Raw genomic sequence first — 25,729 nt, 5'->3', positions numbered from 1 at the left:
AATCAGCGTAGTTCAAGATCAGAATTTGCGTAGAGCGTTGAGCGTACTCAAATTACAGTCCAAAGCACCGGTGCTGGGACCGTTGTTCCTGAGCACCACATTGAGCTGTGTCATGTTGTTCACCAGGTTGCTGTTACCCATCAACTGGGTGTTCTGCAGCAAATTGCCCTGGGCCACTTGCTGCAAGGCACTGCCCTGGTTGCCACTGGCCTGAATGGCCATCTGGATACCACCGTTGAGGGCCGACACCGCCACACTGCCGGCGGCGTTGCTGCCGGTGATGGTCTGGCCGCTGATCAATGCCTGCCCCACGCCGGCCGCCAGTGCCGGCGCCTGATTGGCTTCTGTGACATTGATATTGATGTTGTTGTAGGCCGAGTTGCCGTCGCCGGCGGCCCTTACGCTCTGGGTTACGCCCTGGCCGCTGGCCAGCCCTGCGCCGCCGATCACGTTGCCGGTCCCGGGCGGGGGCGTAGTGCCGTTGCCGGTCTGGGTGATGGTGGAGACGTAGAATTCCGGTTTGATGGTGGCTTGCTGGATCTGCAGCGAGGTGGTCGCACCGATCAGGTCACCGCTGGCGTTGCGCCAGGTACTGCTCATGACAATGCCGAAGCTGATAATCCGCCCCGGCATCACGTAACGGCCCCGTAACTGCGATAACTCCTGATCCTGGATGAGTTCGGGCTTGAAACCAGCATGGGCTGGAAGAGCTGCTGCCAGGCAGGCGGCTGCCAGCCAGTATGAAGTCTTCATCTGCTTGCTGCTCCCGGAGCGTCCTGCCCCTTTATGGTGTTTGCGCTTCTAGAAGAAGTCGCTCTGGATGAAACCGAAGTCCATCAAGTCCGCGTCCCTGACCGGGTAGAAGTTATCGAGCTTGTTCTTCGCGGTCAGTGGGGCTGGCGGGTCGAGCAAGGCGTTGGCCTTGTCGTAGCCAGGGCCGATGATGGCGAACACGATACCGTTCCAGCCTTTGACGAAGTCATCATGGGTGTAGCGCTTGTGGCCCAGCACCGGATCACCGATATAGACCCAGCCTTTCTGCGCCCGCTGCATTACCACGAAGTGCTTGTAGCCGCGAATCTCCATCAGTACCACCACCGGGATGGTCACCGCCTCGAGCTTGTCTGGCGGAATCCGGTAGCCCCGGGCGCGCATGCCGATGCTTTCCACGTAGCGCTTCATGTCGAGCATGGAGAACCCCTGGGTACGCACCAGGTTCTGGTCCGAGTTCACCAGCATGCCCTTGATGACGTGCTCTTCATCGACATCGAGCCAGTAGGCCTGGCGCAGAATGGTCGCCAGCGCGGCAGCGCCGCAGCTGAAGTCGGTTTTCTGCTCGACGATGTCGCTGAACTTGCGCTCGCGCACGCTCTGCACCTGTTTGAAGATCAGGTTGCCACCGGGCAGGCCGGCCACCGCCATCTGTGCGGCCTGGACGGGGGCGCAGAGGCACAGCAGGAGAGAGAGGATCGCAGTACGCATGATCGTTACGCCTTGGTCGGACTGTGGAAAAGCCCCGTTTCCGGGGCTTTCGTTACGATCGCGATTACATGCAGGCTTTGCAGCCAGCGGCGATGGACAGCGAGTTGCTTTGTTGGTTGCCCACACCGGCCGAGACGTTGGCGCCGCCGTTGCCGGAGAAGCCGTTCATCGAGTTGGTCATGCTGGCGTTGTTGACCACTGGGTTTTTCCAGCCGTCTTTGGTCAGCACTTGCTGGGTCCAGTAGCCAGCCAGTTCGATAGTGCCTTGTTCTTTGAAGGTGAGTTTCTGATCGTCGTTGCCGTGGCCTTTGTTGTCGCCATAGCCATGGCCGCTGCCATGATCGTCGCCACCTTCGATTTTGCCGCTGCCGGTGCCTTTGTAGGTGCCAGAGGCTACGAAGCCGCCAGTGAGGGTGTCTTTTTTGTAGGCCTGGACACCTTTGTTGTCTACGACCAGGTTGGTCGATTGCTGGTTGGCCGAAGCAGCGGCAGTGGCTACGCGGCCACCGGAAACGGCAATGGCCAGGTTGTTTTTCTGTTGGTTGAAGTCGCCGGCGGTCACGTTGATGCCGATGTTGCCGGAACCGTTGTTGCCGGAGTTGTTGAGCACGGCGTTGTTCTGAGTCGAGGAGTTTTTCACGTAGTTGTTGTTGTTGACCTGGGTGGCGCTGGAAGCGGCCACGGCACTGCCGAAGATGAAGCTTTCGTCAGCGGTTGCCAGGGCAGCGGCATTGTCTTGTTGGTTGCCGTCGCCGGCGGCGACGTTGGCACCCATGTTGCCGTTGGAGTTGTTCAGGGAGTTGTCGGCCTTGGCGTTGTTGTTGGTGCCCTGGTTTTTCACTACGTTGGTGTTGCTGTTCTGCACGTCGATGACTGCGGCACCGGCTCCAGCGGTGATTTGCAGCAGAGTGCTGAGGTCCGGACCTTGATCGTGATCGCCATGGCCGTTGCCATGACCGCCGTTGTTACCATGATCGTTACCACCTGCCTGAGCAGCCATTGCCATGACGGCGGCCAGTGCGAAAACCAGTGGTTTGAGAGCCATTGTAGGTTTCATGGTGTTTCTCCGGTGCTTATTAGTTGGTTAAGTGTTGGTACTTTCTAATTGCACTACGAGGGGTCAATCTGCGACCCGGATGCTCAGGGTGTTAGCCATTCGGTTCCCCACCCCGGCACTCTGGTTCACCTGAATCACTCCACGGCTGCCGGTGAAGGCCTGGTCGCTGGTAACGACCTGGCGGCTGCCTTGTTGAGTGCCAGTTGCTCCTGAGTCTGGTAACAGCGCCACGTTCTGTTGCGACAGGGCGCTGTCGTCAATGCTTTGCGGATTGGCACTGATGCTGATCCGCAGGGCATTGGCCATCTGGTTGTTGGCCCCGGCCGACTGGTTCACGCCCAGTGCGCCGTTGCCGTTGCTGAAAGAGTTACCGCCGATGGTGCTGCTGGCGTTGACCGCGCGGCTGGCGGCGGTGGTGATCTTCTGGGTCACGCTGGTGGTTGCCGTGGCGTTGGTGCCGATGGCAATGGCCCGTACGTTGGTCTGTTGCTGCTGGTCGCCGGCGGCCTGGTTGACGTTGAAGTTGCCGGTATAGCCTGCGCCGGAGTTCTGGATGTTCGAGGTAGCGGTGACTGGGCTGGCCGAGTCGGCCATGGCCCCGGTGCAGGTCAGCAAGGCGAGGAACAGCAGGGAGCGACTCATGTTATTGCCCTCCAATGTTGCTCAAGGGAGCCATGCCGGAGCTGATGCTGCGGTTGATCGAGTTGGAGATGCTGGCGCCCGCACCGCCGCCATGGCCGGCGGACATGCCGGGCAGGCCGTTGTTGTTGGTCAGTACATTCATGCCGGGTACACCGGCGCTGCCGGACAGCACCGTGCCGCGGACCAGCGCTCCGGTCTTGATTCCGGCAAAGTCGCCATCGCTCATTTCATTACTGGTCATCTGATTGACCAGGACCGACGGGTTGGTGTTGACCTCGACGGGGTTGGGGTCTTTTTGCAAAGGTGCGCGGCCGATGGGCTGCGCCTGGACGGTGCGCTGGATAATGATTTCGCCATTCCCCGCAGCCATCACCGGAAGGCTGTACACCGCGCTGACGGCGCAGCCGATCAGCAGTAGGCGGGTGAAACTTTTATTCAGCGTCCCCACGGCGGTATTCCTTCTTCTCAGTGCTGGCCCTAGCCGGCGTTGCGAGGAAGAGAGCAGAAGCCGTGCCGCTTTTTGTTTCCTTTTAAGATTCAACGGCTTGCGAACGCTGCGGGGCGTCGGCTTTCGGGACTGTTTCAGGGATGAGACACCTACCCCCGACGGCCATTGGCCATAACCGGGGCAACGCTCTGGAACAGGGGTTGCTGCGGGGGTGTATCAGGGGCTTAACAGTTTGCCCGGCCGTGGGCGCCACCGCGGAAAATGGCGGCCTGATGGCCAGGCAGGTGTTTCAGGGATGGACACTTGTGGTCCTGCGGCACTGCACCTATCACGCTTGCAGCAGTTGCCGGACCTGCTCGAAGGCCTGTTGCCGGCGGGCTTGCCAGTCGCCGCCAATGATGCGGTACGGCTGGCGGTGTTGCTCCAGCCAATGGCGGGTAGCCTCGAAGAAGGCCAGGCGTTCTGCCAGTTGTGGCTGGCAGCGCTGGCCATCGTCGCTCCAGGCCACATCTTCCGGCGACAGCAGCAGGTGCAGGTCGTAGTGGCGGGCCAGCAGTTGGGGTTCCAGCCACGGCGGGCAGTCGCCGAACAGGGTCTGGCTCCAGAGTTGGTTGCTTAACAGGTGGGTATCGAGAATCAGCAGTCCAGGTTGCTCGGCGCGGGCCTGATCTTCCCAGGCGAGCTGGCCCCGGGCGATCTCGGGAATGTCCGCCAGGCAGGTGTCGCGGCCCTGCTGCTCGATGAAGTGGCGCACGTATTCGCCCACCTGGATGCCACCGAAGTGGGCTTGCAGCTCGCTCGCCAGCCAGCTCTTGCCGCTGGATTCGGGGCCGGTCAGTACCAGGACCTTCACGACTGCAGGGCCGGGTCGGCGCGCCAGGCTCGCCAGCCCTGGACGGCCAGCAGGGTGAACAGGGCATACAGCGCCGCCGTCAGGTAGAGCTCCTTGTAGACGAACAGCCCGACGAAAATCACGTCCACGGCAATCCACAGCGGCCAGCATTGCACGCGCTTCTGCGCCATCCACCACTGCGCCACCAGGCTGAAGGCGGTCAAGGCGGCGTCCAGCCAGGGCTGCGCGGCGTCGGTCCAGTGGGCCATGGCAGCCCCCAGCAGCAGGCTGCCCATTGCGCCCAGGGCCAGCCCCTGTAGCAGTCCGCTGGACTGCAACTGGCTGACCGGCCGCCCCTGGTGCTGTTCGCCGCCCCGGGTCCACTGCCACCAGCCATAGAGCTGCAGCACCGCGTAGACCACCTGCAGGAGCATGTCGGAATAGAGCTTGACCTCGTAGAAGATCCAGCTGTACAGCAGCACCATGACCAGGCCGATGGGCCAGCACCAGGGGTTCTGTTTGACCGTCAGCCAGACGGCGATCACGCCGAGGGCGGCGGCAAACAGTTCAAGCCCGGACATGGCGGTTCCTTGGGGAAATGGAGGAGGGGGGCGATTGTACCCAGAGTCGGCCCCGGGCGTCAGTCCGGGGCCTTGGGTTCAGCGAGGGGTCAGACGCGGAACTGGCGCAACAGGCCGTTGAGTTGCTCCGACAGCTCCTTGAGGTGGCGGCTGGCGGCGCTGGAGTGCTGGGCCGCCAGGGCCGTGCCCTGGGACAGGCCGGCTGCCTGGCCGACGTTGTGGTTGATGTCTTCCACCACATGGGCCTGTTCCAGGGTGGCGCTGGCAATCGTCGCGTTCAGGCCGTTGAGGTTGCGCAGTGCCTGGCCGATGGCGTTGAGGCTGGCGCCGGCCAGCCCGGCCTGCTCGATGGTCAGTTGCGAGGCCCGGCTGCTATCGCCGATGACCTTGACCGCCGCTTCGGAGTGGTTTTGCAGGCGCTCGATCATGCCCTGGATTTCCGCGGTGGACTGCTGGGTACGCTGGGCCAGCAGGCGCACTTCGTCGGCCACCACGGCAAAGCCGCGCCCTTGCTCCCCAGCCCGGGCCGCCTCGATGGCAGCGTTCAGGGCCAGCAGGTTGGTCTGTTCGGCAATCGAACGGATCACCTCCAGCACCGTGCCGATCTGGGTGCTTTCCGCCGCCAGGGTGCGGATCACTTCCACCGCCTGGTCGATGGTCACCGAAAGCTGGTCGATCTGCTGCAAGCTGCCGTCGATGTTGACCTGGCCCTGCTGGGCCTGGGCCTCGGCCTCGCGCACCTCGGTGGCGGCGTGCTCGGCGTTGCGCGCCACATCCTGGACTGCGCTGGTGACCTGGCTGATGGCGGCCGCCACCTGTTCCATCTGCTGGGATTGCTGCTGGCTGCGCTCCTGGGCGTCGTTGGCGTTGCTACCCAGTTCGCTGGAGGACTGTTCCAGGGCTGCGGCGCTGGATTGCAGCTGCATCACCACACCGCGCAACTTGGCGGTAAAGCCGTTGAAGTGCCGGGCCAGTTCGGTGACCTCGTCCTGGCCGTGGGTGTCGAGGCTGCGGGTCAGGTCGCTTTCGCCGCTGGCGATGTTGGCCATGGCGTGCACCGTTTCGCGCAGCGGGCTGACAATGCTGCGCACGATCAGCACCACCAGGGCGGCCATCAGCAGGGCAATCACCAGGCCGATGGAGGAGGCGCGCAGTACCTGGGCGTAGAACTCGTCCTGCAGGTCGTCGATATAGACTCCGGAGCCGATGATCCAGCCCCAGGGCTGGAACAGCTGGATGTAGGAGGTCTTCTGGACCGGTTGTTCGGCGCCGGGCTTGGGCCAGCGGTAGTCCACCATGCCGCCGCCCTTGGCCTTGGCCAGGGTCACCATCTCGTTGAACACCTCGAAACCGTCCGGGTCCTTGACCGCGGCCAGGTTCTGCCCGTCGAGCTTGGGGTTGGCCGGGTGCATGATCATCACCGGCGTCAGGTCGTTGATCCAGAAGTAGTCATTCTGGTTGTAGCGCAGCCCGCGAATCACCTGCAGCGCCTGCTTCTGCGCCTGGTCGCGGGTCAGGCTGCCGGCGGCTTCCAGGCCCTGGTAGTAATTCAGTACGCCGGCGGCGGTCTGCACCACGTGCTGGGTCTTCTGCGCCTTGGCCAGGTACAGGTCCCCATGAATCTGCTTGAGCATCATCACGCCCAGGGTCACCAGGGTCAGCACCGCCACGATCAGGATCAGCCACAGGCGCTGACTGATGGACATCTTGCGTAAGCTATTCATCATCCGGTCACTCCAGATTCTTGTTCTTGTCATAAAAGGCCCGGAGCATCCAAGCACGCTGGTCTTCCAACGCCAACCCTACGGAAGTCCAATAACATCGCGGCGTGTTTTGCGCCTGTCTGTTAGGATTTCGGCGCCTTTGCCGAAAACCTGAACCTTTCTGAACTTTTCACATAATTTTCATGGGCTTGTGTTGATCTTACGAGCGCCGATTTCTCGGCTACGCTCGACGCAGCAAATGCTTTGACCAATTAAAAAGAGGCATGCCACGAGCATCGCCTCATGGGGGAATTGATGGATCTTTGGACCGCCGCACAGGCATTGATACTCGGGATTGTCGAAGGCCTGACCGAGTTTTTACCCATCAGCAGCACCGGGCACCAGATCATTGTGGCCGACTTGCTCGACTTTGGCGGCGAGCGGGCGATGGCCTTCAACATCATTATCCAGTTGGGGGCGATCCTTGCGGTTGTCTGGGAATTTCGCCGCAAGATCCTCGATGTGGTGATCGGCCTGCCGACCCAGCCCAAGGCCCAGCGCTTCACGATCAACCTGTTGATCGCCTTCCTGCCGGCGGTGGTGCTGGGGGTGATCTTCGCCGACCTGATCCATGCCTACCTGTTCAACCCCATTACCGTGGCCACGGCCCTGGTGGTCGGCGGCCTGATCATGCTGTGGGCCGAGCGCCGGCAGCACCAGGTGCATGCCGAGACAGTGGACGACATCACCTGGAAGGACGCGCTCAAGGTCGGCTGCGCCCAGTGCCTGGCGATGATCCCGGGCACCTCGCGCTCGGGCTCCACCATCATCGGCGGCCTGCTGTTCGGCCTGTCGCGCAAGACCGCCACCGAGTTTTCGTTCTTCCTGGCCATGCCCACCATGGTCGGCGCCGCGGTGTATTCAGGCTACAAGTACCGCCATCTGTTCCAGCCCGATGACTTCCCGGTGTTCGCCATCGGTTTCGTCACCGCCTTTGTCTTCGCCATGATCGCGGTCAAGGGCCTGCTGAAGTTCATCGCCAGCCACAGCTACGCGGCCTTCGCCTGGTATCGCATTGCCTTCGGCCTGTTGATCCTGGCGACCTGGCAGTTCGGCTGGGTCGACTGGACGGCGGCCAAGCCATGAGTACGGCCCGGCGCCCGGCGCCCTCGGCCAGTGCTGCGCGGCTCCAGCACCCCAGGGCCAAGCTGCTGGCGTTCGTACTGCTGTGCGGGTTGCCGCTGTTCGGTTCGCTGTCGCTGTGGTGGAAGGGGATTTCGCTCATTCCCCTGATTGCCTATGGCGCGCTCAGCCTGCTGGCCTTCCTGGTCTACTGGCACGACAAGCGCCGGGCCCAGGCCGAGGGCCGGCGCACCCCGGAGAACGTCCTGCATGCCCTGGAACTGGCCGGTGGCTGGCCCGGGGCCTTGCTGGCCCAGCAGCTGTTGCGCCACAAGACCCGCAAGGTCTCCTACCAGTTGGTGTTCTGGCTGATCGTGGCCTTGCACCAGGTGTTCTGGATCGACCGGCTGTTTCTGGAAAGCAGCCTGCTGAGCCTGTTCTAGAGCAGCAAACCCACCTGAACCCGCTTGGGCAGCTTGCTCACTACCAACTGGTGAGAGCGCTGCAGCAGCGCCTCGAGCTCCGAGGCGCCCAGGGGGTAGGGGGTGTTCATGATGATCCAGTGCGCCCGGGCCAGGTAGGGCGCCGGCGCAATGCCCGGGCGGTCGACATGGCCGAGAAACAGCTCCTGATCGACCTTGAAGGCCAGCGAGTCGCCCCGCAGGTGCTGCACGGCAAACATCTTGTTGCCGGCAATCGAGAACACCCGCACACCGCCCCACTTGTAGTCTTCCCGCGCACCCGGCAGGCCCAGGCAGAATTGCGCCACTTGCTCTTCATTCAAGGTTCGAGCTTTCACAGCAGTCGTTCTCCGCAGCGTTCGAAGGATTCACTCAGGTGCTCGATCCAGGCGCGCACGGCCGGCATCACACCCCGGCGGTGAGGATACACGGCCTGCAGCCAGCCGCCGGGCAATGACCATTGCGGCAGCATCTGCACCAACTGGCCGCTGGCCAGTTCCTCCTCGCAATACAGCATGGGCAGCACGGTACAGCCCTGGCCGGCGAGGGCACAGGCACGGCGCACGATGAAGTCGTCGATGCCCAGGCGTGCCTCCAGGGCCAGGTCGCAGGCCTGGCCTTGCTGGTCCAGCAGGCGCAGGTGCACCAGGCGGTCGGCCTCCAGGGCGCCGAGAATCGGCACGCGCCGCAGGTCTTCCGGATGCTCCACCGGGTACTGCCGGAGGAAGTCTGGGGTCGCCACGATCGCCGTCTGGGCCCGGCGCAGGCGCCGGGTCACCAGCAGCGGGTCTTCGTCGCCCAGCTCACGCACTCGCAGGGCGACGTCCACACCCTCGTTGATCAGGTCGACACGGCGGTTGAGCAGGAGCATTTCCAGCTGCACCTGGGGGTACTTCTCCAGAAAGCTGCTGACCAGCGGTGTCAGCAGTTCGTGGGCCAGGCCCACCGGGCTCGACACCCGCAGGCGCCCCCGGGGTTCGCTGGCCATGCTGGCCACGGCTTCGTCGGCCATCTCCGCTTCCAGCAGCATGGCCTGGCAGTGACGCAGGTAACGCTCGCCCACGGCAGTCAGGCTCAGTTGCCGGGTGGTGCGTTGCAGCAGCCGGGCGTTGAGGCGTTCTTCAAGCTCGGCGATACGCCGTGACAGCCGCGATTTGGGAATGCCCAGCAGGCGTCCGGCGGCGGCGAAGCCACCGGCTTCCACCACCTTGGCGAAGTAATAGAGGTCGTTGAGGTCTTGCATGATGATTTTTCGCTCGATTGTCCTGCTGATGGGACGAACTATCGCATTTATGCCGGCTAATCAGCTATTGGTTTCATCTGTAGGATTGCCCACATCCGATCGCCCAGTGGCGGTCCTCACTTGGAGATCCCAGATGAAACTCTTGCATATCGATTCCAGCATTCTTGGTGACAACTCGGCCTCCCGTCAGCTCAGCCACAGCGTGGTCGAGGCCTGGAAAGCCGCTCATCCGGCCACCGTGGTGACCTACCGCGACCTGGCCAATGACGCCATCAGCCACTTCTCCGCCGCCACCCTGGTGGCTGCCGGAACCGCCGCGGAGCTGCGTGACGCCGCGCAGAAGCATGAGGCCCTGCTCAGCGCTCAGGCCCTGGCCGAATTCAAGGCTGCCGATACCGTGGTAGTCGCCGCGCCGATGTACAACTTCACCATTCCCACCCAACTCAAGGCCTGGATCGACCGCATCGCCGTGGCTGGCGAGACCTTTCGCTACACCGAAGCCGGCCCGCAAGGCCTGTGCGGCGGCAAGAAAGTGATTGTGGTCTCCACTTCCGGCGGCCTGCACGTGGGCCAGGCCACTGGGGTGGCTCACGAGGACTACCTGAAAGTGCTGTTCGGCTTCTTCGGCATCACCGATGTCGAATTCGTTCGCGCCCATGGCCTGGCCTACGGCGAGGAAGTACGCAGCAAAGCCATGAGCGACGCCCAGGCGCAGATCAGCCAGCAACTCTTCGCTGCCGCGTAAGGCTTGTGTAAAGAGCCTTTGCTGCACGGCAAGGGCCACTAAACTCTGTATTCTGCTCACCGCATGAAGTGGGCAGGGTGCGGAGTTTTTTTATTGTGGTGTTCAGGGTTTCTGGCCCGGGTTATGCAAGACACGGAGCAAGGCTCCCGGCTTGTGCATCCCTGGCTACGGCGTGGTACAGCTGCAAGGCCTTGGCGGCAAGGGATGGCAGGGGAGAACGGCTTTCTCGATCCGGCGGCAAAGGTGGGCGTGCGATGAAACGTCTTTGTGCAATGTTACTGATCTGCCTGCTCAGCAGCCTGTTTTCGGTGCAGGCCGCCCCTGGGCCGCATCCGCACTGGAGCGTGGGCTTTCACGAGATGAGTTTTCTCGACCCCCTGGACCGGCAACCGATGCGCGCCATCGCCTTCTACCCATCCACCGGTATCGAGCACGGCAGCCAGCTTGAGGGCTATCAGATCGCGGCTTCGCGGGATGCCAAGATCGCCATCGGCCGCTTCCCGATGCTGATGCTGTCCCACGGTAACACCGGCACCCCTCTGGCCCTGCATGACCTGGCCACCTCTCTGGCACGCAAGGGCTTTGTCGTGGTGGCGGTGATTCACCCCGGCGACAACTCCAAGGACCACAGCCGTCTGGGTACCCTGAGCAATCTGTACGGACGGCCGATCCAGATTTCCGAAGCCATCACCGCAACCCTCGGCGACCCGATGCTGTCGCCCTTCGTCAATGCCGACCAGGTGGGGGTGATCGGCTATTCCGCCGGTGGCGAGACTGCGTTGATTCTCTCCGGCGCCACGCCGGACCTGGACCGCTTGCGGCGCTACTGCCAGGAGCGCCCCAATGACCGGGATGCCTGCAACACCCAGGGCGAACTGATCGTCGACCGCGACGACCTGCAACCGGTGGCCGACCCCCGGGTGCATGCCTTGATGCTGCTGGCCCCCCTGAGCCTCAAGTTCGGCCGCCAGACCCTGGCCGGGGTGCATGTGCCGGTGCTGCTCTACAGTGGTGATGGCGACCAGTTGGTGGCGCTGGACAAGAACGCCGCGGCCCTGGCGCGCAAACTGCCGGTGGCCCCGGACTTCAAGCTGCTGGCCGGCGCCGGGCATTTCGTGTTCATGGCGCCTTGTTCCGCACAGCAGATGGCCGCGATGCCGGCGCTGTGCACCGATGCCGACGGCGTCGACCGTGAAGACATCCACCGCAACCTGATTCTCGAAGCCGGCAACTTCTTCGCCCATACCCTGGGCCGGCCAAGCCGGGCCGGGATGCAGACCGCCGATCAATGACTCAGGCGCCGGCCCGGCGCTTGAGCATCAGGGTCAGGCCCAGGCCGGTCAGCGAGAGCAGGGCGGCGCAGAAGAAAATCCACGAATACCCCAGGTTCAACGCCACCGCGCCCATCAACGGCCCGGCGATGGCCAGTGCCAGGTCGAAAAACACCGCATAGGCGCTCAAGCCTGCGCCACGGCTGCTGTTGGGCACTTGCTTGATGGCCTCCACTCCCAGGGCCGGGTACACCAGCGACAGGCCGAAGCCGGTCAACCCGGCCCCCACCAGGGCCCAGCCGGTGGAGGGCGCCAGCCACAGCAGGGCCAGGCCCAGGGTTTCGACGCACATGCAGGCGATGGCCGAACGAAAGCCGCCGAAACGGCTGATGCAGGAGATGAACAGCAGCCGCGAAAATATAAAGCACACGCCGAACACCGTCAGGCAATAGGCCGCGCCGGTCCAGCCGCGGCTAAGGTAGAACAAGGTGATGAAGGTGGTCAGGGTGCCGTAGCCGATGGAGGCCAGGCTCAGGCTGGCGCCAAAGGGCGCAATGCGCCCGAACACGGCCCAGAACGGCAGGCGCTCGCCGCGAATCACCGGCACCGAAGGCTTGTTGCGGATCAGCAGCAACGCCAGGATCGCCAGGATCGACAAGGCGATGCCGAGGCTGACGAAACCGTATTGCTGGACCATCACCACCCCCAACGGTGCACCAATGGCGATAGCGCCGTAGGAGGCAATGCCATTCCAGGAGATAGACCGCGCGGTGTGCTCCGCGCCGACCTGGCCCATGCACCAACTGATGGTGCCGACCCCGATCAGGCCCTGGGCCACCCCCAGCAGCAGGCGCCCGCCCAGCAGCACGGCGAGGCTCAGCAGCGGCCAATGGACGAGCAGCACCGAAACCAGGGTCAGCACCCCGCTGAGCAGAATCCCCAGCAAGCCGTAGATGATCGAACGCTTGGTGCCCACGGTGTCCGACATGCGCCCGGCCATGGGCCGGCTGAGCAGGGTGGCCAGGTATTGCGCGCCAATGGTCAGCCCGGCGACCACCGCGCTGAAGCCCAGCTGTTCGTGGACATAACCTGGCAACACCGCGATCGGCAGGCCGATGCAAAGGAAGGCGATAAAGGTATAGAAGACGATGGAGACGATCTGCAGGGTGATCGCCATGGAGCTTTGAGCGGGCGTTTGTGGCTCGGGCATGAAGGCTCGTTCGCGGGCGGCGGTTAGAGGCCTGCATCATCGCGTGCCGTGAACATAAAAGAAAGCAGGCTAACTATCTATTCCCCGCACCCGGTAGGCGCTGGCAGGAGCGGTGCAAGTCTTGCTGGTCTCTTCGCCGGCAAGCCGGCTCCTACAGAGGCCTGTGGGTTCGTGCAGGAACTGGCTTGCCAGCGAAGGCGCCCGCTGGGCGATGCAAGGCTGGCGGGCCTTTTCGTCGGCAAGCCGGCTCCTGCGAGCGAGGGGGCATACAAAAAAGCCCCGTCACACTGGACGGGGCTTTTTTGTTGTCGCTTACCGCTTGCCGCTGTCTTTAGAACATCACGCCCTGGCTGCGCAGGTAGTCGTCGTAGGTGCCGCTGAAGTCGGTCACGCCGCTTGGGCTCAACTCGATGATGCGGGTGGCCAGGGACGATACGAACTCACGGTCGTGGCTGACGAAGATCAGGGTGCCCGGGTAGTTTTCCAGGGCCAGGTTCAGCGCCTCGATGGATTCCATGTCCAGGTGGTTGGTCGGTTCGTCCATCACCAGCACGTTGGGCTTTTGCAGGATCAGCTTGCCGAACAGCATGCGGCCTTGCTCACCACCGGAAATCACCTTCACCGACTTGAGGATCTCGTCGTTGGAGAACAGCATCCGGCCCAGGGTGCCGCGGATCATCTGTTCGCCCTGGGTCCACTGGCCCATCCAGTCGAACAGGCTGACGTCGTCTTCGAAGTCATGGGCGTGGTCCTGGGCGTAGTAGCCCAGCTCCGCGCTTTCGGTCCACTTCACTGTGCCGGCGTCCGGGGTCAGCTCGCCCACCAGGGTGCGCAGCAGAGTGGTCTTGCCGATGCCGTTGGGGCCGATGATCGCTACGCGCTCGCCGGCCTCGACGGTGAAGCTGAAGTTCTGGAACAGGGTCTTGCCGTCGAAACCCTTGGACATGCGCTCCAGGGTCACCGCCTGGCGGTGCAGTTTCTTGGTCTGTTCGAAGCGGATGAACGGGCTGACGCGGCTCGACGGCTTGACTTCGGCCAGCTGGATCTTGTCGATCTGCTTGGCCCGGGACGTGGCCTGCTTGGCTTTCGAGGCGTTGGCCGAGAAGCGGCTGACGAAGGTCTGCAGTTCGGCGATCTGCGCTTTCTTCTTGGCGTTGTCCGACAGCAGCTGCTCGCGGGACTGGGTCGCGGCTATCATGTATTCGTCGTAGTTGCCCGGGAACAGGCGCAGCTCGCCGTAGTCCAGGTCGGCCATGTGGGTGCAGACACTGTTGAGGAAGTGCCGGTCGTGGGAAATGATGATCATGGTGCTGTTACGCGCCGTGAGGATGTTTTCCAGCCAGCGGATGGTGTTGATGTCCAGGTGGTTGGTCGGTTCATCCAGCAGCAGCACTTCCGGATCGGAGAACAGCGCCTGGGCCAGCAGAACTCGCAGTTTCCAGCCTGGCGCGACTTCGGTCATCGGGCCGAAATGCTGTTCCAGGGGAATGCCCAGGCCCAGCAGCAGCTCACCGGCGCGGGACTCGGCGGTGTAGCCGTCCATCTCGGCGAATTCGGTTTCCAGCTCGGCCACGGCCATGCCGTCTTCTTCGGTCATTTCCGGCAGCGAGTAGATGCGATCGCGCTCGGCCTTGACCTTCCACAGCTCCTCGTGGCCCATGATCACGGTGTCGATCACGGTGAATTCTTCGTAGGCGAACTGGTCCTGGCGCAGCTTGCCCAGGCGCACGTTCGGTTCCAGCATGACCTGGCCGCCGGACGGCTCGAGGTCGCCACCGAGGATTTTCATGAAGGTCGACTTGCCGCAACCGTTGGCGCCGATCAGACCGTAGCGGTTGCCGCCGTTGAACTTGACCGAAACGTTCTCGAACAGCGGCTTGGCGCCGAACTGCATGGTGATGTTAGCTGTGGAGATCAATTACTTACCTACCAATGTTTTAGCGCCGACCTTAAATCCACAGGGCGCGATCTGGAGCCTTCCAGGTCGGACCGGTATGGGTGTGGAACTGAGCCAGCGGGCGTACGTCGAGCGCAACATTCCGGCCAAGAGGCCAGGTTGCTGAGCGAAGAGTGCGGGGTGCATGTTGAAATTTGTGCGCATTGTCGCATATGTAAACGAGCAGTTGTATGACACAGGGGCAGGGATTTTAGCGTGGGCAGACGATGCTCAACCCCTGCCGGGCATGGCAGCCGCTTCCAGCAGGTCGTTCAGGAAGTGCTGCAATTGCGCCGCTGCCGCGGCCGGCGCGGCCTGGAGCAGGCAATGGGGCGCCTCGATCTCCACCAGCCGGGCGTCGCTGCGCAGCTGCCGGACCAGGGCCGAAGCCGATGGGGGCACCAAGCGATCCTGGCGGGCTCGCAGGTACAGCAGCGGCACCCGGCTGGCAGCCAGGGCCTGGCGCACATCCACGGCGAGCACCGCCTGCAACCGGGCCTGCAGTACCTGCGGCGCCACCTGGGCGATCGCCGCCGCCAGTGCCTGACGCAGTGCCGGGGTGGAAAAGCCGCCCAGCAGCAGGGCATCCATGGGCCAGAACGGCAGGCGCTGCACCGGCAGAACCTTGAGCAGGGGCTGCAAAGGCGCAAGGCGCGGGCGCGGATTGCGTACAAAGCTGCTGCACAGCACCAGGCCCATCAGCCCTTCGGGATTGCGGGCGGCCACACTCACCGCCACCGGGCCGGAAAAGGACTCGCCCAACAGGATGAATCGCCGGTTCGTCGGCAGTTGCGCCGTCACCCGCTCCACCAGGGCCGGGTAGCCCAGGGGCTGATCGCCGGGATAATGCAAGACCTGTACCGGCCAATGCTGGTCCAGGGCCTGGAGCAGCGGTTCGAACAGGGTGCCGGTGCCATCCATGCCCGGCAGCAGCACCAGGGTTGGAGGGAGATTGGGGTCGATCAAGTCGGGAATCCTTGCCGAAGAGGAGAGGGCAGCGGCGCGCAGGATACCTCGACAAGGCCCGGCAACACAGTCGCTTGCGGGTCGCTACCGGCACCGAGCGGCTTTTGTTGAGCTCAATCAACAGCCGGCGCAATACCCGCATCTTTCAACGAAAGGAGCGCAGCTTTTAACAAATATGAGTTAACCATTGGTTACAAACTGTGGCTAAAATGCCAGCCGACGGCCAGATGCCGAGGGTCGAACCTGCGACGAAGAGCGTCGCCGGTTACGCTTTTTTCAACTCAGACGCTGCAATTTGCCTTTGGCCTTCCGGGCTTTCAGAGGCGCAGCATGTTCTCTTCTGACGTGTGACGATTTCCGTGAAACTCATCATTGCCGCTGTATACGTTTTATCCATTGCGTACGTACACCTGCGGGGGCGCGTGCGCCATAAACTGGGCCGCCAGCTCAGCGATCACTCGACCTTCCTGGCGCCCATCAACTGCTTCCTCTATCTGTTCTCCAAGTACCCCAACCGGCCGTACCTGGACCCGGCCGACTTCCCGGAGATGAACAAGCTGCAGGAACACTGGGAAGAGATCCGTGCCGAAGGCCAGAGCCTGCTGCAGGCCGGCGAGATCAAGCGCTCGGACCAGTACAACGATGTGGGTTTCAACTCCTTCTTCAAGACCGGCTGGAAACGCTTCTACCTGAAGTGGTACGGCGACAGCCACCCTTCGGCGATGAAGCTGTGCCCACGCACCACCGAGCTGGTGCAGAGCATCGGTTCAATCAAGGCTGCGATGTTCGCCGAGCTGCCGCCAGGTTCGCGCCTGGTTCGTCACCGCGACCCTTATGCCGGTTCCTATCGCTACCACCTGGGTCTTTCCACGCCGAACAACGAAGGCTGCTTCATCGAGGTCGACGGTGAGCGTTATCACTGGCGCGACGGCGAAGCGGTGATGTTCGACGAGACCTACATCCACTACGCGGAAAACACCACCGAGCAGAACCGCATCATTCTGTTCTGCGATGTCGAGCGGCCGATGAAGTACCGCTGGGCCGCCGCGTTCAATGGCTGGTTCAGCCGTACCGTGATGTCCGCCGCCGGCGCGCCCAACGATGCCGGTGACAAGACTGGTGGCCTGAACCGTGCCTTCAACAAGCTGTACAAGATCCGCCTGCGGGGCAAAGAACTGAAAAAGCGCAACCGCACGCGCTACTACCTGGAAAAGTGGGCGATCTTCGCTGCACTGCTGTTGCTGTTCATCTACATCTGACGTTGCACCCCCGCGGTGTAGGAGCGGGCTTGCCGGCGAACGCATCCTCGAGCCAGAGGCATGGCCAAAGGGCCCGTTCGCAGGCCAGCCAGCGCTTGCAGATGAAGGCACGGTGGATACCGGGTGTTACATGTTCTGAAGGATTATTTAGTTAACAAAGCCGAACCCTGGGCGTAGCGTGGAATCGAATTCGATACCTTGTCGCTCCTCAGGAGGCTTTTCATGAACGGTCTGGCTCGCGGGTTTGCCGCACTCATCGCGCTGGTCTGGACCAGCGGCGCCGCCTGGGCTGGCGCCCCTGAAGCACCTCCCACCCATCAACTCCCCCTGCAATTGGCGCAGAACCTGCCCAGCAGCGGCAACAACGACCCCTACAGCAACCCCATCCGTCGCGCCAACCCCAACAGCATGCAAGGCACCCAGCCCAGCAGCCCGCCCGTGCGCGGCCCCAGCACCGCTCCGACCGGTCGCCCGCCAACCCTTGAGAACGGTGGCACCGGCAATGGCTACCCGCGTGGCGCGGTGCAACGACCCAACCCTGATCCCCGGGTGCAAAGCCCCCGCGACAGCGATCCCGGCAACCGGCGCTGAAGCACTGTCCTGCCACCCTGGCGGCAGGTGCGAAACCTGCTACCGAGGATTTTCTCGATCGACAAAAGGAAGCGAGCATGTTGCGTAAAACCCTTATCGCCACCTTGTGCTCCAGCGTCTTGCTGGGCAGTGCCGTGCCCGCCATGGCCGCCACACCCCAGGCTTTTCCCAGTGAGCAGGGCACGCTGAGCCTGACTCCGGTGGCCGCCGGCCTTGACCATCCCTGGGCCCTGGCATTCCTGCCGGACCGCCAGGGCATTCTGGTGACCGAGCGCCCGGGCAACCTGCGGCTGGTCGGCGCGGACGGCAAGCTTTCGGCGCCCCTGAGCGGGGTACCCAAGGTCTGGGCCAAGGGCCAGGGCGGCTTGCTGGATGTGGCGCTGTCGCCGGACTTCAAGCAGGACCGCATGGTGTATCTGTCCTATGCCGAAGGTGGCGGCGAGGGCGGGACTGCCGGCACCGCCGTGGGCCGTGGCCGTTTGAGCGATGACCTGAGCGGGCTCAAGGATTTCCAGGTGATCTTCCGGCAGGAACCCAAGCTGTCCACGGGCAATCACTTCGGGTCGCGGCTGGTGTTCGACCGCGACGGCTACCTGTTCGTGACCCTGGGTGAAAACAACGACCGGCCCACCGCCCAGGACCTGGACAAGCTCCAGGGCAAGATCGTGCGCCTGTACCCGGATGGTCGGGTGCCGGATGACAACCCTTTCGTCGGCCAGGCCGGGGTGCGCCCGGAGATCTGGAGCTACGGCCACCGCAACCCCCAGGGGGCGGCGCTCAACCCCTGGAGCGGCACCCTCTGGGAGAACGAACACGGGCCCAAGGGTGGCGACGAGATCAATATCATCGAGCGCGGCAAGAACTACGGCTGGCCTCTGGCGACCCACGGCATCAACTATTCCGGCCAGCCGATCCCCGAGGCCGTGGGCCAGACCGCGCCCGGCACCGTGGCGCCGCACCATGTGTGGGAGAAGTCCCCCGGCATCAGCGGCATGGCCTTCTATGACAGCGACCGCTTCAAGCCCTGGCAGCACAACGTGTTCATTGGCGCCCTGGCCAGCCAGGAGCTGATCCGGCTGCAGTTCAACGGTGATCGGGTCGAGCACGAGGAACGCCTGCTGGGCGGGCTCAAGGCGCGTATTCGTGATGTGCGCCAGGGCCCGGACGGCTACCTCTACATCCTCACCGACGAGGACCAGGGCACGCTGTACAAAGTCGGCCTGCAATAGCCCCGGGCTTCCTTGCAGGCGCCGACAGGGGCCGCGCAAGGCTTGTGGGCCTCTTCGCCGGCAAGCCGGCTCCTACGGGGGGCGGCTGCGAGGCGTATCTGGCTGCTGTAGGAGCTGGCTTGCCAGCGAAGGCGCTGGCAGGGGGCGCGCAAGGCTGCGGGCCTTTTCGCCGGCAAGCCGGCTCCTACGGGTGGGCTCGCGCGGGGAAGAGGATCACCGCGGCGCGCAGTTTGCTGCTGCCGAAGCTGCACATCTTGGCGAACTCGCCGTGACTCACCGGCAGGTGCTGGCAGTCCAGGGGCTGGCGGTGCTGGCTGTGGTCGACATCCGGGTCGTGGAGGTAGACGAAGTCCTGGTCGCAGTCGGTGACTATCACCCAGTGCGGCGCCTTGGAGCGGGTCAGGCGATAGCTGCTGATCAGCACCAGGGGCTGGCCGCCTTCACGCAACAGGCCGGGCAGGTCCAGCGGCCCGCCGAGCACCTGCTGCACTTCGCTGGCATCCAGTTCCTTGCAGAACTCATCGTGGACCAGGCGCATGACGTCCTTTTTATGTTCGTCGCGCACGCCGTTGAGAAACAGCGGCCCGCTGCTGTTGACCTGCAAGCGCACGGCAAAACCGCGGCGCCAGGCCGCCAGGGCCAGGCCCTGGGGGCTGCAGCCACCATGGCCCGAGGTCATGAAGACGGTGGTGGCTTCACGCCAGATCTGCAGTTCCTCCCGACGCTCCAGGGGCCGTGAAGGTTGCAGGGCGCCCATGGCCATCAGCAGGCAGGCGGGGCCGCAGGTGAAGTCGGTGGTCTGTTGGTAGTAGGGCACGCGGATGCTGCGGGTCTCGCGGTGCTGGAGGATGCGTTTTTCCAGGCGCAGGGCGTCGGCGTGGTCCTGGTAATAGTCGGGGACCAGGGCGAAGCGCCGGTAGCCGTTGCGCTCGTACAAGGCGATGGCCGCAGGGTTGTCGGTGCGTACCTCCAGGCGCAGGTAGGCGCAGTCATGGGCCAGGGCACAGGCCTCCATGCGTTGCAGCAGGCGCTTGCCCAGCCCCAGGCCCCGGGCGCTTTCGGCGATGGCCAGGGAATACAGGCGCGCCAGGGAGGTGCCGCGATGAAACAGCACCAGGGCATACCCGAGCACCTGCGCCTGCTGTTCGGCCACCAGCAGCTGCCCATGGGCGCGGCTGATCATCCACTGGAAGCTGCGCGGGGTCAGCCGGTCGCTGGTGAAACATTGCTCTTCCAGCGCCACCAGCGCCGGCAAGTCCTCGAGGGTTGCAGTGCGAAAGACAAGATCCATATGACCGCCGTAAAAGTTGCGTAATGAAACGAGACTTCAAAAAAAGTTCGTGCTTAATAGAAAGGGTCAGGTTCTTCAGCGAGAGCGAACTTTATGTCAGCGGTACAAGGTCATTGGCGAGAAGTATCCGGGCAAAGTTTGCCGGCGACAATCACTTCCTCAACTAATATTGCCCGGCTGGACAAAACCTCAAGCCAGGTAATCATTATTGTCGAACGCAAGGAAGACTGGGCCTCGTACTTTCCCAGCGACGACATCCTCACGGCCCAGGAGTACCTCGAACACAGCCGCGAAAGCGCGCCCGGCAAGCGCGTCCAGGTGATCAACCTGTGCCGCAGCTACAAGTACCTGGGGCATGGCTACTATTGCTCGCTATTGGCTGAAGCCCGCGGCCACCGGGTGATTCCCTCGGTGCGCACCATCAGCGAACTGACCCGCAAGGCGCTTTACGGGTTGGCCCTGGACGATCTCGACAAGAGCCTGGAAAAGGCCCTGAGCAATCATCTTTACCGCGATACCGAAGGCTTTACGCTGACCCTTTACTTCGGTCGAACTCATATAGAGCCCTTGCAGGAATTGGCTCGGCAATTGTTTGAACTCTTCCCTTGTCCGATCCTGTTAGTTGATTTCAAGCGAACTAACAGTTGGCACATCGAAGGCGTAAAGTCGGGGGCGTTGCATAAGTTGCGCGAAGATCAGGAAGATCAGTTCGCCAACTCCCTGGACAGTTTCAGCCGCAAGGTCTGGCGGGTTCCGCGCTCCCGGCAAGTGGCCCGTTATGACTTGGCCATTCTCCATGATCCCCAGGAACTGCTGCCGCCTTCCAACCCTCGGGCGCTGGAGAGTTTCATTCGCGTGGGCAAGGGCCTGGGCATCGATGTGGAACTGATCGAGAAGAAGGACTATTCGCGGCTGGCCGAATATGACGCGCTGCTGATCCGCGAGACCACCAGCGTCGACAACCACACCTACCGTTTTGCCAAGAAGGCCGAGAGCGAAGGGCTGGTGGTGATGGACGACCCGGCGTCGATCCTGCGCTGCACCAACAAGGTCTACCTCAGCGACCTGCTCAAGGGCCATCAACTGGGCATGCCCGCCACCGAGATTCTCTACAAGGAGCGACCGCAGGATTTCGAACGCGTCGGCGAGCGCCTGGGTTTTCCCCTGGTGCTGAAGATCCCCGACGGCTGTTTTTCCCGCGGAGTGATCAAGGTCGAGAGCCAGCAGGCCTTGATGGAAGCCACCGCCGAGCTGTTCGAACACTCGGTACTGCTGCTGGCCCAGGAGTTCTTCTACACCGAGTACGACTGGCGCATCGGCGTGCTCAATCGCAAACCGATCTTTGCCTGCCAGTACTTCATGTCCAAGGGCCATTGGCAGATCTACAACCACAAGGCCAAGGGCCAGGACATCAACGGCGAGTGCCGCACCCTGGCGATCCACGAAGCGCCCCGGGCGGTGGTGGATCTGGCGGTGAAGACCGCCAACCTGATCGGCGACGGCCTGTACGGCGTCGATCTCAAGCAGTCCGGCGACAAGGTGGTGGTGATCGAGGTCAACGACAACCCCAACCTCGACGCCGGCATCGAGGATGCCTACCTGCAGGACGATCTCTATGCCCTGGTGCTGGAGGAGTTTGTCCGCCGCCTGGAGCTCAAGCGGCGCGGCCAGGCCTGGTAGGGGCCTTCATTGCGGTTGCAGGGTCAGCACCTCGAAGCCGTCCCGGGTCACCGCCACCGTGTGTTCCCACTGGGCCGAGAGGCCGTTGTCGCGGGTGACCACGGTCCAGCCATCCTTGAGCCCGCGGACCCGGGCGCTGCCCTGGTTGAGCATCGGCTCGATGGTGAAGACCATGCCCTCGCGCAGCTCCAGGCCGGTACCGGGGCGACCGAAGTGGAGGATTTGCGGCTCTTCGTGCATCTGCCGGCCGATGCCATGGCCGCAGTATTCACGGACCACGCTGTAGCCCTTGGCTTCGGCATGGGCCTGGATGGCATGGCCGATATCGCCCAGCCGGGCGCCGGGGCGCACCACCTTGATCGCCGCCCACATGGCCTCGAAGGTGGTGTCCACCAGGCGCCGGGCCTTGGGCCCGACAGTGCCGATCAGGTACATCTTGCTGGAGTCGGCGATGTAGCCGTTCTTCTCCAGGGTGATGTCGATATTGATGATGTCACCGTCCTTGAGCACGGCCTTGGGGTGGGGCATGCCGTGGCACACCACCTCGTTGATCGAGGTGTTGATGCAGTAGGGGTAGTTGTACTGGCCCTTGCTGGCCGGGCGCGCCTTGAGTTCATGGCGGATCAGGTGTTCCACCGCGGCGTCCAGCTCCAGGGTGGACAGGCCGGGGGCGACAAAACCGTCGAGATAGGTGAACACCTGGGCCAGCAGCCGCCCGGCTTCGCGCATCAGCGCCAGTTGTTCCGGGGTCTTGATCAGGGCCTGGGTCATGCGCGCCCCCTGAGCAGGTCGGGTTTGTTCAGCAACAGCTTGTTGATCAGGTCGTTGTAGGCCAGGTGAGGGTTGAGTTCGGCCAGCAGGCCGATCTTCATCCAGAACTCGGCCTGGGCATTGATCGAGCGGTCCATGGCGGCGCTGGCCACGCGGATCTGCTCGTGCAGTTCATCGGAGATCTTGACGATGCCCATGGGGGCCTCCCTTGAGGAAATATACGAATCATATATGTTTCGCATATTTGGCTTCAAGCCACGGTGCCCAATGGCAGACGTCGCCGTTCAAGGAGGCCGGGAAAAAAGCGTTGACCGGAGCCTGCTGGCGCGAGTAATTTCCAGCCCATGACTTTCCCTGCATATCGTTCCCAGCCAAGCATTATTACCGCCATTCCTTATTGGCGGGCTTGCTGACGACTGCACCCAACCCGCCCTGGAGGCGGGTTTTTTCTCTCTGTCTCCCGGGCTTCGTACACAGCCAGGAGATCCACCATGAGTCGCCCCAGCCGTTCTGCCACCCCCCAGCCCAGTGCCGACATGGCGTTGCTGGAGCGCTATGTGAAGATGATTCTTGCGGCGCCGGTCTACGACCTGGCGATCCGTACGCCGTTGCAGGCGGCGCCGGCGCTGTCCGAGCGGCTGGGCAATCAGATCCTGCTCAAGCGCGAAGACCTGCAACCGACCTTTTCCTTCAAGATCCGTGGCGCCTACAACCGCCTGGCGCACCTCACCCCGGAGCAGAAGCTGCGCGGAGTGGTCACCGCGTCCGCCGGCAATCATGCCCAGGGCGTGGCGCTGGCGGCGCGGGAACTGGGGATCAAGGCAAGCATCGTGATGCCCGCCAGCACCCCGGAACTCAAGGTGCTGGGGGTGCGCAGCCGCGGCGCCGAGGCGATCCTGCATGGCCAGAGCTTTCCCTTCGCCCTGGAGCATGCCCTGGATCTGGCCCAACGCACCGGCAGTACCTTTGTTTCACCCTTTGATGATCCCCATGTGATTGCCGGGCAAGGCACCGTGGCCATGGAGATCCTGCGCCAGCAGCAGGGCGAACTGGACGCGATCTTCGTTCCGGTCGGCGGTGGCGGGCTGATCGCCGGGATCGCCGCCTATGTCAAATACCTACGGCCACAGATCCGCATCGTTGGTGTCGAGTCCGAACAATCCAACTGTCTGCAACAGGCCCTGGCGGCAGGGCAGCGGGTGGTGCTGCCTGAAGTGGGAACCTTTGCCGACGGTGTCGCGGTGGCACAGATCGGTGAGCATGGTTTCCAGATCTGCCGGCATCACGTGGATCAAGTGATCAGCGTCAGCAATGACCAGCTGTGTGCGGCGATCAAGGACATCTACGACGATACCCGCTCCATCACCGAGCCCTCGGGCGCCCTGGCGGTGGCGGGCATCAAGGAATACGTGGCGCAAAGCGGCGTCCGCGGCCAGACCCTGGTGGCGATCGACTCGGGCGCCAACATCAACTTTGACAGCTTGCGCCACGTCGCCGAACGCGCCGCCCTGAGCAACGCCGCCTTGTAGGAACAGACCTGCCAGCGAGGGCGTCCTGCACAGCGATGCAAACCTTTCGGGCCCATTCGCCGGCAAGCCGGCTCCTACGGGGGCATGCACGGTGTACCTGCCTGCTGCAGGAGCTGGCTTGCCAGCGAAGGCGTCCTACGCAGCGATGCAAACCTCAAGGGCCATTCGCCGGCAAGCCGGCTCCTACGGGGGGCGTGCACGGTGTACCTGCCTGTTGTAGGAGCTGGCTTGCCAGCGAAGGCGCCCTGCGCGGCGATGCAAACCTTTCGGGCCTCTTCGCCGGCAAGCCGGCTCCTACGGGGGCGTGCACGGTGTACCTGCCTGCTGTAGGAGCTGGCTTGCCAGCGAAGGCGCCCTGCGCAGCGACAAGCTTCACCGGCAAGCCGGCTCCTACGACAGCAGAGGGCGCATGAAGCTGCGTTCGTAGCTGAGGATGAAGCGCTTTTGCACCACCGCCGCTACCAGGGCCACGCTTTCCGGGTCACTGAGGGCGCTCTGGCGGTAGGCTTCGTAGTCCGCCAGGGAAGGAAAGCTGAACAGGCAGTAGGCGATGTTGCTGGCACCTTCGGAGGGCAGGAAATAGCCGTGGTGGGTGCCGCCCAGCCGCTTCACCACCGCGATCCAGGCCTTGGAGTAGGCTTCGAACTCGGCCAGTTGGTAGGGGTCGATCACGTATTTGACATGGCAGGTAATCAAGGGAGGCACTCCGGCTGGGGGGATGGCTTATTCCTGGCGGGCGTTTTCTGTCTTGTCCGCGGCGCTCCACAGGCGGTAGCGCACTTCCACGTCCTTGGGCGCGTAGATCACGATCGGCAGCTTGCTGTTGTAGCGCAAGACGAAGCCGTCACCGGTCACCGGGACGAAATCCTCGCGGGTCTTGCCGTCGGGGCAGGCCATCCGCGTACTTATCGGGCCGCTGACCTGGTCCAGGCGGTAGTAGGGATAACCCCAGCCTTCGAGGTTCTTCTCTAGCAGTTTGCCGCCCAGGCGCTGCAGGTTGCAGTCCACGGTGAGGGTCTTGCCGGCGAGGATCTCGACCTTGTAGCGGTCTTCGTGCTGTTGCTTGGGCAGGTGGATGACCTGGCGGGTGAAGCCGTCTTCGGCCTTGGGGTAGGGTGCGGTGTCTTCGAGCTTGGCGGCAAAGGCCTGGGCGCAGAGAGCCGAAAGCAGGGTGACGCTGGCAAGGGGGAGCAGACGCATGAAGCCTCCTGGCTGATTGAAAGCGCGATACACCCGTTTGAGTGGGCGCCTTGGGGAAAGTCCGGCCCGGGCATTCTGACCGGCGCCCGAGGCGCAATGCAAACGTCCTGGGTAGCAGGGCATTTTGCAAGGCCAACTGCCTGCTTTCTTGCACTTTGCACGGCTGCTCGTGCGCCGCGTGCCGATTTCGCAGGGCCCTGTGGCGCTGCCGGCCAGGCACGTTTCCTGCTGCCTTATCAATCAGGCCCGCGATTGAGCAAAACCTTGAAACAAGACCAGTTGCACGCAAATGGAGGGATAGGCCGGCGGCCGGTATGGGCTGGCAGCCAACCAAGCGAAAAAACCCGGTGCTCAGAGCGAAATCGAATTTAGCAGCCTCGGGAAAGCGGCTTAGTCTGTAGCTTGGCTCCGTCTGCAAGGATCAAGACCGGGCCCGGATCACTACCGAACACGGACGTCATTGTTGTCAGGTTGTTTGCC

General features: G+C 63.2%; 27 protein-coding genes and 1 pseudogene. 9 read left to right on the top strand and 19 right to left on the bottom strand.

Going from position 1 to position 25,729, the window contains the following annotated elements; all coding sequences use genetic code 11:
- Positions 1-18 precede the first annotated feature (18 nt).
- The 9 genes and pseudogenes from fapE to AC1RMG_RS05790 all read right to left on the bottom strand — a co-directional run.
- Positions 19-753 carry a fibril amyloid subunit FapE gene (gene fapE / locus AC1RMG_RS05830; RefSeq protein ID WP_072450274.1) on the bottom strand — a complete coding sequence of 245 codons (735 nt, stop codon included), beginning with the start codon at positions 751-753 and terminating at the stop codon, positions 19-21.
- Between the two features lie 48 nt (positions 754-801).
- Positions 802-1,482: a fibril amyloid maturation endopeptidase FapD gene (gene fapD, locus AC1RMG_RS05825; RefSeq protein ID WP_041118296.1), complete on the bottom strand. Its 681-nt coding sequence runs from the start codon at positions 1,480-1,482 to the stop codon at positions 802-804.
- 64 nt (positions 1,483-1,546) lie between these two features.
- A complete protein-coding gene (gene fapC / locus AC1RMG_RS05820; RefSeq protein ID WP_041118295.1) occupies positions 1,547-2,539 on the bottom strand; it encodes an amyloid-like fimbrin subunit FapC in 993 nt (330 codons plus the stop codon).
- Between the two features lie 63 nt (positions 2,540-2,602).
- A complete protein-coding gene (gene fapB, locus AC1RMG_RS05815) occupies positions 2,603-3,181 on the bottom strand; it encodes a fibril amyloid subunit FapB (protein ID WP_053151751.1) in 579 nt (192 codons plus the stop codon).
- Between the two features lies 1 nt (position 3,182).
- Positions 3,183-3,629, bottom strand: a complete 447-nt coding sequence (fapA, locus tag AC1RMG_RS05810) for a functional amyloid chaperone FapA (RefSeq protein WP_011061405.1) — start codon at positions 3,627-3,629, stop codon at positions 3,183-3,185.
- Positions 3,630-3,957: 328 nt separating this feature from the next.
- Entirely contained in the window at positions 3,958-4,482 is a 525-nt protein-coding gene (locus tag AC1RMG_RS05805; RefSeq protein ID WP_194237623.1) for an AAA family ATPase, read from the bottom strand.
- A complete protein-coding gene (gene pnuC / locus AC1RMG_RS05800) occupies positions 4,479-5,042 on the bottom strand; it encodes a nicotinamide riboside transporter PnuC (protein WP_011061403.1) in 564 nt (187 codons plus the stop codon). Before pnuC ends, AC1RMG_RS05805 begins: the two co-directional genes overlap by 4 nt.
- An 89-nt stretch (positions 5,043-5,131) precedes the next feature.
- Positions 5,132-5,866, bottom strand: coding sequence for a methyl-accepting chemotaxis protein (locus AC1RMG_RS05795; RefSeq protein WP_370059502.1), 735 nt, complete (start codon positions 5,864-5,866; stop codon positions 5,132-5,134).
- Between the two features lie 123 nt (positions 5,867-5,989).
- Positions 5,990-6,676: pseudogene (locus AC1RMG_RS05790) on the bottom strand (cache domain-containing protein); the annotation flags it as partial.
- A gap of 384 nt (positions 6,677-7,060) precedes the next feature.
- Here AC1RMG_RS05790 and AC1RMG_RS05785 point away from each other — a divergent pair.
- Complete coding sequence (locus AC1RMG_RS05785) at positions 7,061-7,891, top strand: undecaprenyl-diphosphate phosphatase (RefSeq protein WP_011061401.1); 831 nt, start codon at positions 7,061-7,063, stop codon at positions 7,889-7,891.
- The gene (locus tag AC1RMG_RS05780) at positions 7,888-8,310 is read left to right on the top strand and encodes a DUF1294 domain-containing protein (RefSeq protein WP_015635690.1); all 423 of its coding nucleotides are present in this window, start codon (positions 7,888-7,890) and stop codon (positions 8,308-8,310) included. Before AC1RMG_RS05785 ends, AC1RMG_RS05780 begins: the two co-directional genes overlap by 4 nt.
- Here AC1RMG_RS05780 and AC1RMG_RS05775 read toward each other — a convergent pair.
- On the bottom strand, positions 8,307-8,651 hold the full coding sequence (locus AC1RMG_RS05775; RefSeq protein WP_169891849.1) for an MmcQ/YjbR family DNA-binding protein: 345 nt from the start codon (positions 8,649-8,651) through the stop codon (positions 8,307-8,309). The genes AC1RMG_RS05780 and AC1RMG_RS05775 overlap by 4 nt on opposite strands.
- A gap of 11 nt (positions 8,652-8,662) precedes the next feature.
- Complete coding sequence (locus tag AC1RMG_RS05770) at positions 8,663-9,571, bottom strand: LysR substrate-binding domain-containing protein (protein WP_011061398.1); 909 nt, start codon at positions 9,569-9,571, stop codon at positions 8,663-8,665.
- Between the two features lie 133 nt (positions 9,572-9,704).
- Here AC1RMG_RS05770 and AC1RMG_RS05765 point away from each other — a divergent pair, with 133 nt between their 5' ends.
- Together AC1RMG_RS05765 and AC1RMG_RS05760 are read left to right on the top strand one after the other, a co-directional pair.
- Complete coding sequence (locus AC1RMG_RS05765; RefSeq protein WP_053151749.1) at positions 9,705-10,316, top strand: FMN-dependent NADH-azoreductase; 612 nt, start codon at positions 9,705-9,707, stop codon at positions 10,314-10,316.
- A 254-nt stretch (positions 10,317-10,570) separates the two neighbouring features.
- On the top strand, positions 10,571-11,608 hold the full coding sequence (locus AC1RMG_RS05760; RefSeq protein WP_236203739.1) for an alpha/beta hydrolase family protein: 1,038 nt from the start codon (positions 10,571-10,573) through the stop codon (positions 11,606-11,608).
- A 1-nt stretch (position 11,609) separates the two neighbouring features.
- On the opposite strand, the gene AC1RMG_RS05755 is transcribed toward AC1RMG_RS05760, so the two are convergent.
- From AC1RMG_RS05755 to AC1RMG_RS05745, 3 genes are all read right to left on the bottom strand, one after another.
- Positions 11,610-12,797 carry an MFS transporter gene (locus AC1RMG_RS05755; RefSeq protein ID WP_493168652.1) on the bottom strand — a complete coding sequence of 396 codons (1,188 nt, stop codon included), beginning with the start codon at positions 12,795-12,797 and terminating at the stop codon, positions 11,610-11,612.
- Positions 12,798-13,128: 331 nt separating this feature from the next.
- On the bottom strand, positions 13,129-14,715 hold the full coding sequence (locus tag AC1RMG_RS05750; protein ID WP_011061394.1) for an ABC-F family ATPase: 1,587 nt from the start codon (positions 14,713-14,715) through the stop codon (positions 13,129-13,131).
- A gap of 249 nt (positions 14,716-14,964) precedes the next feature.
- Positions 14,965-15,699, bottom strand: coding sequence for an alpha/beta fold hydrolase (locus tag AC1RMG_RS05745; RefSeq protein ID WP_093403302.1), 735 nt, complete (start codon positions 15,697-15,699; stop codon positions 14,965-14,967).
- A gap of 359 nt (positions 15,700-16,058) precedes the next feature.
- On the opposite strand from AC1RMG_RS05745, the gene lpxO reads away from it, so the two are divergent.
- The 3 genes from lpxO to AC1RMG_RS05730 all read left to right on the top strand — a co-directional run bounded on the left by lpxO (position 16,059) and on the right by AC1RMG_RS05730 (position 18,778).
- Complete coding sequence (lpxO, locus tag AC1RMG_RS05740) at positions 16,059-16,958, top strand: lipid A hydroxylase LpxO (RefSeq protein WP_011061392.1); 900 nt, start codon at positions 16,059-16,061, stop codon at positions 16,956-16,958.
- Positions 16,959-17,180: 222 nt separating this feature from the next.
- Positions 17,181-17,549: a hypothetical protein gene (locus AC1RMG_RS05735; RefSeq protein ID WP_493168650.1), complete on the top strand. Its 369-nt coding sequence runs from the start codon at positions 17,181-17,183 to the stop codon at positions 17,547-17,549.
- Between the two features lie 77 nt (positions 17,550-17,626).
- Positions 17,627-18,778 (top strand): PQQ-dependent sugar dehydrogenase, encoded by a 1,152-nt coding sequence (locus tag AC1RMG_RS05730; RefSeq protein WP_072450284.1) that lies wholly within the window; start codon positions 17,627-17,629, stop codon positions 18,776-18,778.
- Positions 18,779-18,962: 184 nt separating this feature from the next.
- On the opposite strand, the gene AC1RMG_RS05725 is transcribed toward AC1RMG_RS05730, so the two are convergent.
- Complete coding sequence (locus tag AC1RMG_RS05725; protein WP_015635683.1) at positions 18,963-20,069, bottom strand: GNAT family N-acetyltransferase/peptidase C39 family protein; 1,107 nt, start codon at positions 20,067-20,069, stop codon at positions 18,963-18,965.
- Between the two features lie 93 nt (positions 20,070-20,162).
- On the opposite strand from AC1RMG_RS05725, the gene AC1RMG_RS05720 reads away from it, so the two are divergent.
- The gene (locus AC1RMG_RS05720; protein ID WP_015635682.1) at positions 20,163-21,749 is read left to right on the top strand and encodes a RimK family alpha-L-glutamate ligase; all 1,587 of its coding nucleotides are present in this window, start codon (positions 20,163-20,165) and stop codon (positions 21,747-21,749) included.
- Between the two features lie 6 nt (positions 21,750-21,755).
- Here AC1RMG_RS05720 and map read toward each other — a convergent pair whose 3' ends face one another.
- Positions 21,756-22,520: a type I methionyl aminopeptidase gene (map, locus tag AC1RMG_RS05715; RefSeq protein WP_011061387.1), complete on the bottom strand. Its 765-nt coding sequence runs from the start codon at positions 22,518-22,520 to the stop codon at positions 21,756-21,758.
- Positions 22,517-22,717 (bottom strand): ParD-like family protein, encoded by a 201-nt coding sequence (locus tag AC1RMG_RS05710; RefSeq protein ID WP_011061386.1) that lies wholly within the window; start codon positions 22,715-22,717, stop codon positions 22,517-22,519. Before AC1RMG_RS05710 ends, map begins: the two co-directional genes overlap by 4 nt.
- A gap of 294 nt (positions 22,718-23,011) precedes the next feature.
- Between AC1RMG_RS05710 and ilvA the strand changes: the two genes are divergently transcribed.
- The gene (gene ilvA / locus AC1RMG_RS05705) at positions 23,012-24,049 is read left to right on the top strand and encodes a threonine ammonia-lyase, biosynthetic (protein WP_262214372.1); all 1,038 of its coding nucleotides are present in this window, start codon (positions 23,012-23,014) and stop codon (positions 24,047-24,049) included.
- A gap of 390 nt (positions 24,050-24,439) precedes the next feature.
- On the opposite strand, the gene AC1RMG_RS05700 is transcribed toward ilvA, so the two are convergent.
- Positions 24,440-24,745, bottom strand: a complete 306-nt coding sequence (locus AC1RMG_RS05700; protein ID WP_077934157.1) for an NIPSNAP family protein — start codon at positions 24,743-24,745, stop codon at positions 24,440-24,442.
- A 27-nt stretch (positions 24,746-24,772) separates the two neighbouring features.
- Positions 24,773-25,249, bottom strand: a complete 477-nt coding sequence (gene eco, locus AC1RMG_RS05695; RefSeq protein ID WP_015635680.1) for a serine protease inhibitor ecotin — start codon at positions 25,247-25,249, stop codon at positions 24,773-24,775.
- Between the last annotated feature and the right edge of the window lie 480 nt (positions 25,250-25,729).

The sequence above is a fragment of the Pseudomonas sp. GW822-FHT04H02 genome, assembly GCF_058800645.1.
This window is presented reverse-complemented; position numbering and strand designations above follow the sequence as displayed.